Source organism: Bartonella sp. AA9NXGY (assembly GCF_042196845.1).
In the GTDB taxonomy this organism is placed as follows: domain Bacteria; phylum Pseudomonadota; class Alphaproteobacteria; order Rhizobiales; family Rhizobiaceae; genus Bartonella.
Genome location: NZ_JBHIRB010000002.1, coordinates 125,645 through 140,139 on the forward strand (window position 1 = coordinate 125,645; position 14,495 = coordinate 140,139).

Genomic DNA, 14,495 nt, shown 5'->3' on the forward strand with positions numbered 1-14,495 from the left:
AAAAATATTTCCTGCGTAATTTATCAAGCATTACTCTGAAAGGTAGCATTTTACAGCTCAATAGGATAATATGTTTTTATACTACTTTAGACTATTTGACCAAACCTTGGCAAAACTTATATAAGAGATGAGGATTTTAAAAGTAGTGAAACAATTGTGATGAAGCACAAAACTATTGATAATGAACTAAAATATCTTGATGAACGTTCGCGTGATATTTTTCGCCATATTGTTGAAGCTTATCTTAATGATGGTGAACCTGTAGGATCACGTAATCTTTCGCGGCTTTTACAACAGACATTATCGCCTGCGACGATTCGCAATGTGATGAGTGATCTTGAACATCTCGGTTTGATTTATGCACCACATGTTTCTGCGGGTCGAATGCCAACACAATCAGGTTTACGCTTTTTTGTTGATGCATTTATGGAAGCGGGTGATTTGCCAAACGAAGAGCGAGAAAATATTGAAATGCAAGTCAAAGAGGCTGGTCATGCACAATCGATTGAACATTTTCTTGTTCAAGCAAGCCGAGTTCTTTCAGATCTTTCACGTGGGGCAGGGCTTGTTTTAGCAACAAAACAAGAAGGAACATTGAAACATATTGAATTTGTGCGCCTTGATAGGGAGCACGCTCTTGCCGTTTTGGTGACTCAACAAGGTGAAGTTGAAAATCGTATTGTTCATTTACCAGAAGGGGTTACCCATGCACAATTGACGGAAGCAACGAATTTTCTCAATGCCCATATTCAAGGGCGTACATTGAGTGAAGCTAAAGGGGAAATTGCCCGCTTATGCGCAGAAACAAGGGCCGCACTTGATGATTTATCACATCATCTTGTTGAAACGGGATTAGCTCTTTGGGGAGGAGAAGATGCTGATCATAAAATACACCTCATTGTTCGCGGGCGTAGCAATTTACTTGAAGATGTGAAAGCAGAAGAAGATTTAGAACGATTACGCCATTTGTTTGATGATCTTGAAACGCGTGAAAGTATGGCACAACTTCTCGATTTAACGGATGAAGGTTCTGGGGTTAGAATTTTTATTGGTTCAGAAAATAAGTTATTTTCTCTTTCTGGTTCTTCTTTAGTTGTAGCACCTTATCGTGATTCACAACAAAGAGTCATTGGTGCTTTAGGTGTTATTGGTCCTACACGGCTTAATTATGCAAGGATCGTGCCCATGGTTGATTATACAGCTCAACTTGTGTCACAGTTATTGCGTTAAAACGATGCAAGTAAGTATTTGTACTATAAAAGCTCATTGTATTATATACATCGATACCCCTTGATTTTTGTCTGTAGAATTTCGATATCGAGAATAACGAATCTTATGAAGGAATAAAATTTTTATGTCTGATGAAAAAAACAAATTTACTGACGCTTCATTTGAAAATTGTGATTTAAAAAATCCAGCTGATCGTAATACACTTAAACAGGCAGCCGATGAATTTTTAAAAACACATAAAACAGAGGAACACGAAGTCGTTGAAACAGAAAGCAATGAGGTTAGTGATCTTTTAGCGTCTTTGCAGGATGAAAATAAAGAACTGAAAGATCAGCTTTTACGTCTTGTTGCAGATATGGAAAATCTTCGACGCCGTACTATGCGAGATGTGGCGGATGCAAGAGCTTATTCCATTGCTAATTTTGCACGGGATATGTTATCGGTTTCTGACAATCTCAATCGTGCTTTGGAAGCTATTCCAGAAGGTGCACGGGAGAGTGATGCTGGTTTGAAATCATTGGCAGAAGGCGTTGAAATGACTGAACGTGCCATGATGGCAGCATTAGAACGTCATGGGGTGCAAAAAATTCATCCAGAGGGGCAAAAATTTGATCCTCACTTTCATCAAGCGATGTTTGAAATTCCCAATGCTGATGTTCCAGATAATACTGTTCAACAAGTGGTTCAGGCAGGTTATATTATCGGGGAAAGGGTACTACGTCCAGCTATAGTGGGTGTAGCTAAAGGAGGAGCAAAAGAAGCTTCTGTTGAAGCTGATTCGGCTTAAAACACATCAATAATAAATCTCCAACATAAAATGCAGTATTCCCTGCAATTACACATATATGAAGTCTTTTCTTAAAGGGTTTTTAAAGGGTGTTATAAACACCCTTTTATCTTTGAAGCGCCCAACTTCCTTTTACAATATAGGGAGCCTTATTTAAGGGAGAGGCCGATAACAATAAAACAAAATGATCAACTTCAAAAGGAGGGACAAAAAAATCATCTTGAAAAGATAGATAAGAAGAAAGATCTTTAAGATTAATATCAAATATTCGTGCAAGAGTGATATGCGGAATAAACAGTCTTTCATCAGGCTTTAACTCTAATTTATTCCGAATATATTGCATCTTTTCATGTAAAAGAGTAAGCTTTTCACAAGGTTCAATGCGAACCACAAGAGAATGAGGAGCATTTTCTGAACCAAAAACTTCAAAACCTTTTATCTGTAGCGTAAAAGAAGGAAGTTCTATAGTGTTAAAGGTATGCATAATTTCATCTGCTAAGGAGCTTTCAACTTCGCCAAAAAAAGATAAGGTGACATGAAAATTTTGCGGGTTGATCCATTGCGCTTTTGGTAAGCCATTTTGCAATGATACGAGGGCTTTTGTTGTTTGTTGAGGAATCTGAAGAGCACTAAATAGACGACCCATGATATTATCTCCTTATAATGAAAGATGCTATCCCAAGCGCAATATAGATAATAAGGGCGGGGCACGTACCACAGAAAACAAGGCAATAGTATAGAAAAAGAATGTCTAAAAAATGCTTACTATAATTATGGTCGTACAAAGCTTATTCGTTTTAAGAAAATGGTTATGATATTGATAAGAATTGCGTTTTCAGGATCTGTATCACAATGATGTGCAATGGAAGATTACTTGTGTATTATAAAGGCTACAAAGTTAGCAGAAAATAAGAAAAGTTGATAGATTTTTGATGTGCGAAATTATTTTGACATTTATCTTTAGCCTAAAATAAAGCATACTTTAATACAAGGTGAAGAGTTCTCTTTTCTGTAAAAATTTAATTATATGATTAAGTCGGGGAATAGCCATAATACGCAAAACTATTCAAATTGGTCAAATAATGTTAGGAAAGGAAGAAAAAAATCGAGCATAACAAAATTACTATAAGCTTTTACATTTATGATAATTATGCCAATCTATAATGGATATGAATATTGGTATAAAAGCGGGAAGAGAAATTAAAATTCAAAATAATGACGGAAAGTTCCTATTTTCTAAGAATTATCATCTTTGTTTATGATGAAAAAGCACTAGTTTTCCTCTCCAAAGTTGTTATTGATGAGCTTTTCAAGAGCATTAAGAGCATCTGTTGCTTCTGGTCCTGAAACACGAATGGTGAGGTTGCAACCGGATGAAGCCGCTAGCATCATAAGTCCCATAATTGATGATCCGCCAACAATTTTCCCGTCCTTTTCAACTTCAACAGTAACATTAAAATTGTCAACAGTTTGTACAAATTTTGCAGAAGCACGTGCATGCAACCCACGTTTATTACAGATATTGAAATGACGACTTATACATGGGAGGGTATCTTTGGAAAACATTGGTATTTTATTATCCGCTATAAAATCATACTTGGTACATTAATATATTTACGCCCTGCTTCTTGTGCTATTCTTAACGCGTCTGATAATGAAATATCAGGACATTTGCGAATAGAAATCAGTTTAATAAGCATGGGCAAATTAACACCCGCAATCATTTCAACGCGTCCTTTTTCAATAGCAGGAATAGCTATATTTGATGGTGTTCCACCGAACACATCTGTTAATATGATGACGCCATGATCCGTATCTGTATCGGTTACTGCGGCTATAATATCACCTCGGCGCTGATCTATATCGTCATCGGGATAAACGCATATTGTTGCGAACTTTTCTTGTACTCCAACAACATGTTCCACGGCATGTAAAAATTCGACAGCCAGCTCACCGTGCGTTACAAGCACGAGTCCAATCATTTACGCAAACTCCTGTTAACTAATAAGACCCAACCATAGTTGGTGGGAAAGACATTGTACAAGGCTTTATCTTGCTGCCAAGAAAAATTTGCAAAAAAAAGGCAAAAATTGTGATTTTTTTATCTTTAGAAAAAAATTAGACAGATTTTTGCCATATTTTTCTAAACAAAAATGCTTCAATAGCTTGACAAATGGCTGTACAATCGGCTTCACGAAGAGAGGGAAGTTTTAAAAGAGGAATGTGCAAATTTTCAAATTGAAAAGTTTTATTTGTGGAAAAACGTTCATATTCCGGACCGAGAAAAATAACACAATCGATAGTTGTGTGCTTTTCAAATTCTATCATATAAAGACCAACGCCACGAATCTCGATGCCGCCCTCTAAATTATCAGGAGTGTATCCGTGAAGCTTTCCATTTTCCGCACGCAACATTGTATAATCATCACTGATAAGCTTCGCTTCACGTTTTGACCACTCAGCGCGGTCAAGCAAAGAAAGGGTGATGGTTGATTTTCCTGATCCGGATGGACCTATAATTAACAGCCCCTTGCCGCCTAGTTGAAGGCAATTTGCGTGGAGTATTTCACATTTTGTTTTCATGTTTTTTACTTTGGATAAAAGATTTATTTAGCAAGCGGAAGCATAATAGTAAAACGTGCACCAGTTTTACACTTCCCAAGTGTAGGATCGATAATATTTTCGGCTGTAATTGTCCCATTATGAGCCTCGATGATTTGCCGACTAATAGAAAGGCCAAGTCCAGAGTTTTGTCCAAAAGCATCTTCATTTGGTCGATCTGTATAAAAACGTTCAAAAATGCGTTCAATATTTTCTGAACGAATACCTGGGCCATTATCTTCAATGGTTAAAATAAGGGTTGAAGCATGACTTTTCATAGTAATGCAAATTTTGCCACGATTCCGAGGAATAAAAGAACGCGCATTTTCAAGAAGATTTGAAATCACTTGTCCTAAACGAAGTTCATGTCCCAATACAAGATAAGCTTTTCCATGAGGACGTGGGACAATATTAAGGCTTATATCAATAGTTTGCGTATTACGATACACTTCCTGAACAGCATGAACAAGACTTTCCAAAAGCGGTGTCATATCAACAATCTCTGCGGTTTCTCGTGCAAGCTCTGCATCGAGTCGCGATGCATCAGAAATATCTGTAATCAACCGATCAAGGCGGCGCACATCATGTTGAATAATTTCCAGCAATTTTTCTTGTGCTTCTTCATTTTTAGCCAGAGGGAGCGTTTCAACAGCACTGCGTAGAGAGGTGAGAGGATTTTTTAATTCGTGGCTTACATCAGCAGCAAAGCGTTCAATGGCTTCAATACGCATATAAAGGGCATTGGTCATATCACGAATAGAAGTTGAAAGGTGACCAATTTCATCTTCACGCATTGAAAAATCAGGAATTTCTACACGCTGATTATTACCATTACGCACTCGATTAGCCGAGGCAGATAATTTACTTAATGGATGGGCAATCGTATGGGCCAAAAAGAGAGAAAGAACCAAAAGTACGCTACCTACAACGGCAAAAACTTTAAAGATAACCAGTCTTTCGCCTTTTACAATGTTATCAATATCGGAACCAGTGGTTGAAAGAAGAAGAGCTCCAACCACTGCGCGATAGCGTTGAACAGGAACGGCAACAGAAACAATTAATTGCCCTTGTCTGTTGCGTCTTTTAGCCGTAGCAAGAGATCCGTTTAATGCGCGGTACACTTCTGGATAAGCAATACCACTGGTTTTTGTTTGTTCTCTGTCAAGAGCAATACCTTTGCCATAAAATGCGCTTGAATACCATGAAGTAAGGCGATCCCACATGTTTTGTTCTGTTTTAAGTGGGGGTAAATCATAACTAAAAACTTCTCCACTAGAATAAAGAACGCGCGAATCAAGAAGGAGAGTAGCATCACGATCATAGATACGTGCTCTTGTCGTTTTAGGTGTAATAAGACGCCGTAAAAGAGGGGCAACTTGCTCAGGGTTAATAGGAAAATCCCAAGAATCGGTTGATTGAGGAGCGGGTGTAACGCTTTCACCAGTCTGTAACTCTAAGAGTTTTTGAGGGTCAATGAGGATAGAATTTGTATCTACTGTTGCAGAAGCAGCAATAGCCCCAGCAATAATTTTTCCTTGGGTACATAAACTTTTGATTTTTGCTTCAATTAAACCATCGCGAAATTGGTTAAGGTATAAAATGCCTGTAACTAAAACGGCAAGAGCAGCAATGTTTAATATAACAATGCGACGTGTGAGGCTGGAAAAAAGCAATTGTCTAAAGAGACGTTGTGTTCGAAGATGCAAACGAGCGAACATAAGAAATGGCGTTGAGGATGTACCATTAACGGTTGTTTTTTGTAAAGTTTCCAGTTGAGAATTGTCTGTCATCGATTTGATTGCCATTCAAATTTTTGCGACAAAGTAGTTTTATACCTCGTGGAAACGATAACCTACACCATAAAGTGTTTCAATCATTGCAAAATCATCATCCACTTGTTTAAACTTTTTACGCAGACGTTTAATGTGACTATCAATGGTGCGATCATCTACGTAGACTTGATCACTATAAGCAGCATCCATTAAAGCATCACGACTTTTTACAACTCCTGGTCTTTGTGCTAAGGTTTGCAGAATCAAAAATTCCGTAACGGTTAAAATAACAGGTTTATCTTTCCATGTACAGGTGTGGCGTTCTTGATCCATCACAAGATCTCCACGTTTGAGAGAAGAGGTGGAAGAAGTTCCTGTAGAAAGCGGTTGGTTACGTGCATTAGAACGGCGTAAAATAGCTTTCACGCGTTCAATAAGAAGACGTTGGGAGAAAGGTTTAGTAATAAAATCATCAGCTCCCATTTTGAGACCAAATAATTCATCAATTTCATCATCTTTAGAGGTAAGAAAAATAACTGGAAGATCAGATTTTTGACGCAAACGACGCAAAAGTTCCATCCCATCCATTCGGGGCATTTTAATATCAAAAATAGCTAAGTGTGGAGGGTGAAGTGTGAGACCCTTGAGTGCAGATGCTCCATCTGTATAGCTTTCAACCCGATATCCTTCTGTCTCAAGCGCAAAAGATAAAGATGTCAAAATATTGCGATCATCATCAACAAGTACAATCGTTTGTGTGATTGTTGGTGTATCTTTCATGGTTTCTTAGACCTTTCTATTGCTGTGGTAGCAAATTACCCACACTTATTTATATGGGAGTTCATATTTTTTTTGCAAAACAAATATGATACAAATTGTAGCAAAGTAAAAAACCTTTTGTCATTACTGTAAAATCTTGTTTTGCTTTCATAATTTATAATGTTTCTACGTCTATTAAGATCCCTTCATTTGAGAGAAAATTTTTATAAAGGCTTTTTTTATCAAGGTTTATTACAAAGTTTATTATTGTATTTGTCTCATAATTGAACAGATGTAGTTTTGATTGTTGAAGTTTAGAAAATCTGCCTATGTGTTTTAAGAGCAAAGAAAAGAATGTGGCAATATATGCACAAAAATTTGTTTCTGCTACACGAAAGGAGGTCGTAATGGGATTTTTTAATTTTATTAAAACTGTAGGGGAAAAGTTAGGTATTGGGGACCATGAACCAAAAGAAAAGGATTTTAAGAGAGCATTTGATCATTTTCAACTCGGTACAGAAAAAGTCAATATTCAAGTTGAAGACGGTAAAGCTATTTTAAGCGGTGAAGTTCCAGATAGGGAAACACTTGAAAAAGCACTGCTGGTTGTTGGCAATTCACAAGGTATCTCTTCTGTAGATGTTAATCAATTAAAGGTTATAGATACAACGCCTAGAAAAACTTCTCGCTTTTATGAGGTTAAATCTGGTGATAATCTTTGGAAAATTGCTGAAGAGGTTTATGGAAAAGGGCAAGGTAATAAAAACACATTTATTTTTGAAGCCAATAAGCCAATGCTAAAATCTCCCGATAAAATTTATCCTGGACAAGTTTTACGTATTCCTGAAATTGACCATAGTTAATTCATCAAAGGGGATAATTTTTTACTGATGGCATTAAACAAAAAATAAAGAAGCGTAAAAAATTTCACGCTTCTTCATTTTATAAAGTGTGTATTTATAATAAAAGGAGCTTAGTGAACAGGAGAGGATTTAGAAGGTGATGGTACTTTCATAGCGTTTACAGAGAAATCAACATCAATGGTTCCTGCTTTCTCAAATGTTAATTTTGCGCTAATTTTATCACCTAACTTAAATGGTTGTGAAAGCCCCATGAACATAATATGATCACCGCCAGGCTTAAGCGTGATTTCGCCATTTCCCGGAATTTCAATGCCATTGTGCATTTTTTCCATTTTCATAATATCATTAACGACAGCCATAGAGTGTATCTCTGTTGTTTTTACTCCGTTTGTGGAAATAGAAACCAAACGGTCTGGGGTATTACTGTGATTGATAATGTAGAGATAACCGCTACCAACTCTTATACCTCTAGGTGTTTCGCGTGTCCAAGGATTGAGAATTTCTATGTCGCCAAGTTTATATTGCTGAGCACCTGCTGGCAGGGTTATACCAGCAAAGAGAAGAGCACACACGATATTTATGATAACCTTTTTGTATGGATATTGTGTATGTATTATATTCTTAAAGATGAGATTTGTTATTTTCTTAATAATAGATGTCATCATTGATTTACCCTCCTTCATAAGATTCACACTTTGAATATTTTTATTTTAGCAGAGCTTTTATTTAAAATAAAAGAAAGAAATGCTAAAATGAAATTGATTTGAATATAAAAATCATAGAATTCTTGAAATTTAAAAGAAGACAGTAAGATTTACAATGACAACACACCTCTTAACGCTTCCGTGTTCATCTCATAAATAGTATTTGCAAATGGTATAAAATCTATGATGCACTACTGTTTTACTTAATGAAGATATAATACAGAACAATCATCAACCACTTTACCAATTTTTAATATTATGACAGCTCTTGGCATTTTAAAGCGTTTATACAGAGGTATTTTTATATATTTTCAAAGTTCAAAATTATACAGTTAAGAAAAAACGCTTTAGGTGAATTTAAAGCACAGATTTCAAATAGCCGCAAACAATGAGACCGTTAGAAGGAGACTTTTTGAAAGGAGATCTATAGATAATACCTTTACTGATATGAGCATTAGATATGATGACTATTTTAGTCCAAGGAAAATTTATAATATTTGTGATATAAATTATTCGCCTTTTAAAAAGCTTTTACGTGAGTATGATTTTATCAATGATGAGAAGATCAAGAGCGAGAGTGCAATCATTCTTTTATTTTTTAATTTTTATAGAAAGATATATTTTTTGAGAATTGCAAGAAAAATATTATCCTCTCAAGTCTCTCATAAATATGGTATTTATGGGTCATTAGAGTGCCTATTTTAAAATAAATTTTTTATTTTGGAGATGTTTCTCTCATTATTCTCTTGTAGCAATAAAAGCCTGTTCTTATATACGAGGCAGCAAGGCTTGTTGCGACTTGCAGTTTATCATTATTTATATTGCTTGAAGCAATATACGGGCTTTAGGTGTTATGAGGAGCTATCTTAAAAAGATGCTTTATGAAGGTTGAGGTAGCTTGCTGAATGGAGATTATAATATGGCAAAAGTAATTGGTATTGATTTGGGGACAACGAACTCTTGTGTGGCTGTTATGGATGGCAAAAACGCAAAAGTTATTGAAAACTCAGAAGGAGCGCGAACAACACCTTCCGTTGTTGCCTTTACTGATGGGGGGGAGCGGCTTGTTGGGCAGCCTGCTAAACGGCAGGCGGTGACAAATCCTGAAGGGACAGTTTTTGCAGTTAAACGTTTGATAGGGCGCCGTTTTGATGACCCTATGGTTGAAAAAGATAAAGCGCTTGTTCCTTATAAAATTGTTAAAGGTGACAATGGTGATGCATGGGTTGAAGAGGCGGGAAAGAAATATTCTCCGTCACAAATTTCAGCTATGATTTTGCAAAAGATGAAGGAAACAGCAGAATCTTATCTTGGTGAAAAAGTTGAACAAGCCGTTATTACGGTTCCTGCTTATTTTAATGATGCGCAACGTCAAGCCACGAAAGATGCAGGTAAAATTGCTGGACTTGAAGTTTTACGGATTATTAATGAGCCAACTGCTGCTGCTTTAGCTTATGGTTTGGACAAAAAAGACGGAAAGACAATAGCTGTTTACGACCTTGGTGGTGGTACATTTGATATTTCAGTCCTTGAAATTGGAGATGGCGTTTTTGAAGTTAAATCAACCAATGGGGATACGTTTTTAGGGGGTGAAGACTTTGATATGCGCTTGGTCGGTTATTTTGCAGATGAATTCAAAAAAGAGCAAGGAATTGATCTGAAAAATGATAAACTCGCTTTACAGCGCTTAAAAGAAGCGGCAGAAAAAGCAAAAATTGAGCTTTCTTCGTCACAGCAAACAGAAATCAATTTACCATTTATCACGGCAGATCAATCCGGTCCCAAGCACTTAACAATGAAATTGACTCGGGCAAAATTTGAATCTCTGGTTGATGATTTAGTGCAGCGTACCATCGAGCCTTGTAAAGCTGCGTTGAAAGATGCTGGATTAAAGGCTGGTGAAATTGACGAAGTTGTTTTAGTGGGTGGTATGACACGTATGCCCAAGATTCAGCAAGTTGTGCAGAGCTTTTTTGGCAAGGATCCCCACAAAGGCGTTAATCCTGATGAAGTGGTCGCAATGGGTGCTGCCATACAAGGAGGTGTATTGCAAGGCGATGTCAAAGATGTATTGTTGCTAGATGTAACACCTTTATCTTTGGGTATTGAAACCTTGGGTGGGGTTTTCACACGCCTTATTGAGCGCAATACCACTATCCCGACGAAAAAATCGCAAGTTTTTTCGACAGCTGATGATAACCAGAGTGCTGTGACGATTCGTGTTTTTCAAGGTGAACGGGAAATGGCAAGTGATAATAAGTTATTGGCTCAATTTGATCTTGTTGGTATTCCTCCAGCCCCACGTGGTATACCTCAAATTGAAGTTACTTTTGATATCGATGCGAATGGTATTGTTAATGTTTCAGCCAAAGATAAGGGAACAGGTAAAGAGCATCAAATTCGTATTCAGGCATCAGGTGGTTTAAGTGATGCTGATATTGAAAAAATGGTAAAGGATGCAGAAGAGCACGCGGCTGAGGATAAAAAACGCCGTGAAGGTGTTGAAGCTAGAAATCAAGCGGAGGCTCTTATTCATTCAACTGAAAAGTCGCTCAATGAATATGGCGATAAAGTATCAGCTGAAGAAAAGGGACAGATTGAAACAGCAATATCTGATTTGAAATCTGCGCTTGAAGGCAGTGATACGGAAGAAGTAACAACAAAGATGCAAAAATTAGCAGAAGTCAGTATGAAGCTTGGACAGGCTATGTACGAAGCCTCACAAGCAGCGAGCGCTGACACTGAAACAGAGGCAAAGAATGATGATGTTGTTGATGCTGATTTTGAAGAAGTTAATGATAAGAAGAAATAGTGTCAGCATATGTGTTGATTAATTGATAAACCCGGCCTTTGAAATATAAGGCTGGGCTTTATTATTTGAGATAAGTTGCAACTTTGTTGCTAAAAATATAAATTAAAAGCAATATTATCCATAAAGATGGATGACAGAAAAATTATCAGGAATACATGATGAAGGTTGACTATTATGAAATTCTTGGCGTGACTCGCGAATGTGATGATAAAAAGTTGAAATCTGCTTTTCGTAAGTTGGCAATGCAATATCATCCTGATCGCAACGCGGGGGATAAAGAGGCAGAGCGAAAATTCAAAGAAATTGGCGAAGCCTATGAAGTTCTTAAAGATCCCCAGAAGCGTGCTGCTTATGATCGATTTGGCCATGCGGCCTTTGAAAATAGCGGTGGTCAAGGGGGAGCAAATCCCTTTGGTGGTTTTGCTGCTGGTGGTGGATTTGCGGATATTTTCGAAGACTTTTTTGGTGAGATTATGGGAGGGACACACCGTAAGCGTGGTGATAGTCGCGAACGTGGCGCAGATTTGAGTTATAATATGGAAGTGACTTTAGAAGAAGCATTTTCAGGAAAAACTGCAGAAATTAATATTCCCAGTTCCGTTACGTGTGATGTTTGTGAAGGATCAGGAGCGAGAAAAGGCTCTAAGCCGCAAGTTTGTGGAACATGTCATGGATCTGGTCGTGTGCGTGCTGCACAGGGGTTCTTTTCTATTGAGCGGACATGTCCTACATGTCATGGACGTGGTGAAACTATTACGGATCCATGCCCCAAATGTCAGGGGACACGGCGTATAGAGAAAAAACGTTCATTAAGCGTAAATGTTCCAGCTGGTATTGAAGATGGAACGCGTATTCGTCTTTCTGGTGAGGGTGATGCTGGTATTCGTGGTGGCCCCAATGGTGATCTTTATATTTTCCTTTCCATTAAACCGCATGAGTTTTTTCAGCGAGAAGGAGCAGATCTTCACTGTCGCGTTCCTATTTCAATGGTAACAGCTGCTTTAGGAGGAGAGTTTGAAGTTTCCGACCTTGATGGTGTTAAAGCACGCGTTAAGATTCCAGAAGGGACACAAAATGGACGTCAATTCCGCCTTAGAGGCAAAGGTATGCCCATGTTGCGCCGTCAGCAAGCAAGGGGTGATCTTTACATCCATATCACGATTGAGACACCGCAGAAATTAACGCAAGAACAACGTGAATTGTTGCAAAAATTTGAGAAACTCTCAAATCATGAAAATTCACCGCAATCACATGGTTTTTTTTCACGTATGAAAGAATTTTTTGAAAATATTTCTGGTTAAAATTATGTGAATGTTCTCAGAATAATTAGAGAGAACTGTGGGAAAGTTATTTTCATTAAGCTTTCTATTGTCTCATTATCTTTGAAAAGCATTTTTTCTTGAAAAGAAAAGAGAGAGACAGCTAATTTAGGATAAACTCCTGCTGCTGATAGTTTTTATATTTCATGAGTTTTATGGATAAGTCTTATTTTTGAGTGTCTATGACATTTTAAAAAGGGCTTATCCATATAAGAACGCAATTGAGTGATTGATAATAAATATTGCCAGTGTCATGATAACTGCCTTTATGCATTCAGTATTTTTGGTGTTTATTTTTTCACTCAAAATTTCTTTTTAAAGGCTCTATAATAAAACTATAAAATAGGTAGCGGCTTGCCAAGAAACGCTAAATAAGCTGTTAGGCAATCCATCTTTTTCAAATAAAGTATCAACTTCTTATAACCGATTTTATTTTTGGCATTTTTCATAGTTTTAATCACTGCTTCCTTTAAAATAAGGGTTATTTTGTTCGGAATAGCTTTTACATGCCTCATCTTAGCTTTTAGCAGTAATCATGTCTTTTTAGATGCGGATTTAGTTTTGTATTTCTGATGTCATAAACAGTTTTTCCAGATAATAAAAACGCTATAATCAAGTTTATTTTGTTCCAAAGAAATTGTGGAATGAGATAATGTGTGTTGAATGCTAAAGAAGACATAACAAAACACTTTTCGATATATCTCTCTTGTGGGGAAACAGATTCGATGGAATTCACTTAATTGAATTTATTGGCATAATAAAAAGTTGGTGGGAAGATAGAGGAAGTTACCTTTAAAAAGAAAAAATAAATACAATAAAAAATAGCACAATATGCTTAGAAAACAGCACGATATATTGTTGAAATTGATTGGTGATATGGAAAGAGAAATTTACGAAATGAATCTTTTTTCATAAAATAACATAATTAAAAGAATTAAAAATTCTACAAAACATTGAATAATTCAAGCATGTATCGCTATGCAGAAAGAAAAACTTAATGACCGATCATGAAAAATGAGAAGTTTTATAAAACCTTACGAAGAGAGTAATCTAAACAATTAAATGCTTTTACGAAGATGCTTCTGAAGAGTTATCGAAATAAAGTCACAATATATGATAATTTTGCAAAGCCTTTTTTCGATTTTACGATATAAAAAGATAAATTATGATTATAAATCAACTTATTATGATTCTCCATGAGGAGCGTTCAATTGACATTTCCTCATGTTTAATGATTGAGAAAAAGTCAAATTTTTAAAACCAAAGTTATAGTTTATTGGGATAAGCTATAAAGCAGTTGAGTGATTTCTTATCTTGGGAATATGTTAATTTTATTATTATAAGAAACTTTATTTTTATCTTACAAAATCAATGGTTGTATATATTCCTATTCATTGTTAAGTATCCATAGGGATAAACTAATGAGTTGAATGTACGGCTTAGCTTCAAAATTTTGCTTTTCAATTTTATATATAAGATCATAAAATAATGACATTTTTTTACGTCTATTTTGTTTAATTTTTCGCTGTCAATTTTTAAAGGAAGTTTTTTGTATTTCATTTTGCTATTCCTTTTTCGTAATTTAGAGGAAAATTGACGATTTTCAGGGGAGGGGGTGGATAGAGTAAAGTTTGGTTTTATTGTTTTC

12 protein-coding genes are annotated in these 14,495 nt (G+C 36.4%); 5 read left to right on the forward strand and 7 right to left on the reverse strand.

Going from position 1 to position 14,495, the window contains the following annotated elements; genetic code table 11:
• Window positions 1-159 precede the first annotated feature (159 nt).
• Both hrcA and grpE read left to right on the forward strand, forming a co-directional pair.
• The gene (gene hrcA, locus ACFIM6_RS01655) at window positions 160-1,230 is read left to right on the forward strand and encodes a heat-inducible transcriptional repressor HrcA (RefSeq protein WP_375611383.1); all 1,071 of its coding nucleotides are present in this window, start codon (window positions 160-162) and stop codon (window positions 1,228-1,230) included.
• A 124-nt stretch (window positions 1,231-1,354) separates the two neighbouring features.
• Window positions 1,355-2,017 (forward strand): nucleotide exchange factor GrpE, encoded by a 663-nt coding sequence (gene grpE, locus ACFIM6_RS01660; protein WP_375611384.1) that lies wholly within the window; start codon window positions 1,355-1,357, stop codon window positions 2,015-2,017.
• A 106-nt stretch (window positions 2,018-2,123) separates the two neighbouring features.
• Here the strand turns inward: grpE and thpR are convergent, their stop codons facing one another.
• The 6 genes from thpR to ACFIM6_RS01690 form a co-directional block, all read right to left on the reverse strand.
• The gene (gene thpR, locus ACFIM6_RS01665; protein WP_375611385.1) at window positions 2,124-2,663 is read right to left on the reverse strand and encodes an RNA 2',3'-cyclic phosphodiesterase; all 540 of its coding nucleotides are present in this window, start codon (window positions 2,661-2,663) and stop codon (window positions 2,124-2,126) included.
• A gap of 626 nt (window positions 2,664-3,289) precedes the next feature.
• Window positions 3,290-3,583, reverse strand: coding sequence for an HPr family phosphocarrier protein (locus ACFIM6_RS01670; RefSeq protein ID WP_012754483.1), 294 nt, complete (start codon window positions 3,581-3,583; stop codon window positions 3,290-3,292).
• A gap of 17 nt (window positions 3,584-3,600) precedes the next feature.
• Window positions 3,601-3,999, reverse strand: a complete 399-nt coding sequence (locus ACFIM6_RS01675; RefSeq protein ID WP_375611386.1) for a PTS sugar transporter subunit IIA — start codon at window positions 3,997-3,999, stop codon at window positions 3,601-3,603.
• 136 nt (window positions 4,000-4,135) lie between these two features.
• Window positions 4,136-4,600 carry an HPr kinase/phosphatase C-terminal domain-containing protein gene (locus ACFIM6_RS01680; protein ID WP_375611387.1) on the reverse strand — a complete coding sequence of 155 codons (465 nt, stop codon included), beginning with the start codon at window positions 4,598-4,600 and terminating at the stop codon, window positions 4,136-4,138.
• A gap of 23 nt (window positions 4,601-4,623) precedes the next feature.
• The gene (locus tag ACFIM6_RS01685) at window positions 4,624-6,408 is read right to left on the reverse strand and encodes a stimulus-sensing domain-containing protein (RefSeq protein ID WP_375611388.1); all 1,785 of its coding nucleotides are present in this window, start codon (window positions 6,406-6,408) and stop codon (window positions 4,624-4,626) included.
• Between the two features lie 39 nt (window positions 6,409-6,447).
• Window positions 6,448-7,170 (reverse strand): response regulator transcription factor, encoded by a 723-nt coding sequence (locus tag ACFIM6_RS01690; protein ID WP_005774392.1) that lies wholly within the window; start codon window positions 7,168-7,170, stop codon window positions 6,448-6,450.
• A 386-nt stretch (window positions 7,171-7,556) separates the two neighbouring features.
• Here ACFIM6_RS01690 and lysM point away from each other — a divergent pair, with 386 nt between their 5' ends.
• Window positions 7,557-8,012 (forward strand): peptidoglycan-binding protein LysM, encoded by a 456-nt coding sequence (lysM, locus tag ACFIM6_RS01695; protein WP_375611389.1) that lies wholly within the window; start codon window positions 7,557-7,559, stop codon window positions 8,010-8,012.
• A gap of 110 nt (window positions 8,013-8,122) precedes the next feature.
• On the opposite strand, the gene ACFIM6_RS01700 is transcribed toward lysM, so the two are convergent.
• On the reverse strand, window positions 8,123-8,677 hold the full coding sequence (locus ACFIM6_RS01700; RefSeq protein ID WP_375611390.1) for a copper chaperone PCu(A)C: 555 nt from the start codon (window positions 8,675-8,677) through the stop codon (window positions 8,123-8,125).
• A gap of 958 nt (window positions 8,678-9,635) precedes the next feature.
• Here ACFIM6_RS01700 and dnaK point away from each other — a divergent pair.
• Both dnaK and dnaJ read left to right on the forward strand, forming a co-directional pair.
• A complete protein-coding gene (gene dnaK, locus ACFIM6_RS01705; RefSeq protein ID WP_273790233.1) occupies window positions 9,636-11,528 on the forward strand; it encodes a molecular chaperone DnaK in 1,893 nt (630 codons plus the stop codon).
• A gap of 158 nt (window positions 11,529-11,686) precedes the next feature.
• Window positions 11,687-12,829 (forward strand): molecular chaperone DnaJ, encoded by a 1,143-nt coding sequence (gene dnaJ / locus ACFIM6_RS01710; RefSeq protein ID WP_375611466.1) that lies wholly within the window; start codon window positions 11,687-11,689, stop codon window positions 12,827-12,829.
• Window positions 12,830-14,495: the final 1,666 nt, after the last annotated feature.

Coding starts and splice junctions, on each gene's coding strand:
- hrcA (WP_375611383.1), top strand. CDS start 160: ATGAAGCACAAAACTATTGATAATGAACTAAAATATCTTGATGAACGT.
- grpE (WP_375611384.1), top strand. CDS start 1,355: ATGTCTGATGAAAAAAACAAATTTACTGACGCTTCATTTGAAAATTGT.
- thpR (WP_375611385.1), bottom strand. CDS start 2,663: ATGGGTCGTCTATTTAGTGCTCTTCAGATTCCTCAACAAACAACAAAA.
- ACFIM6_RS01670 (WP_012754483.1), bottom strand. CDS start 3,583: ATGTTTTCCAAAGATACCCTCCCATGTATAAGTCGTCATTTCAATATC.
- ACFIM6_RS01675 (WP_375611386.1), bottom strand. CDS start 3,999: ATGATTGGACTCGTGCTTGTAACGCACGGTGAGCTGGCTGTCGAATTT.
- ACFIM6_RS01680 (WP_375611387.1), bottom strand. CDS start 4,600: ATGAAAACAAAATGTGAAATACTCCACGCAAATTGCCTTCAACTAGGC.
- ACFIM6_RS01685 (WP_375611388.1), bottom strand. CDS start 6,408: ATGACAGACAATTCTCAACTGGAAACTTTACAAAAAACAACCGTTAAT.
- ACFIM6_RS01690 (WP_005774392.1), bottom strand. CDS start 7,170: ATGAAAGATACACCAACAATCACACAAACGATTGTACTTGTTGATGAT.
- lysM (WP_375611389.1), top strand. CDS start 7,557: ATGGGATTTTTTAATTTTATTAAAACTGTAGGGGAAAAGTTAGGTATT.
- ACFIM6_RS01700 (WP_375611390.1), bottom strand. CDS start 8,677: ATGATGACATCTATTATTAAGAAAATAACAAATCTCATCTTTAAGAAT.
- dnaK (WP_273790233.1), top strand. CDS start 9,636: ATGGCAAAAGTAATTGGTATTGATTTGGGGACAACGAACTCTTGTGTG.
- dnaJ (WP_375611466.1), top strand. CDS start 11,687: ATGAAGGTTGACTATTATGAAATTCTTGGCGTGACTCGCGAATGTGAT.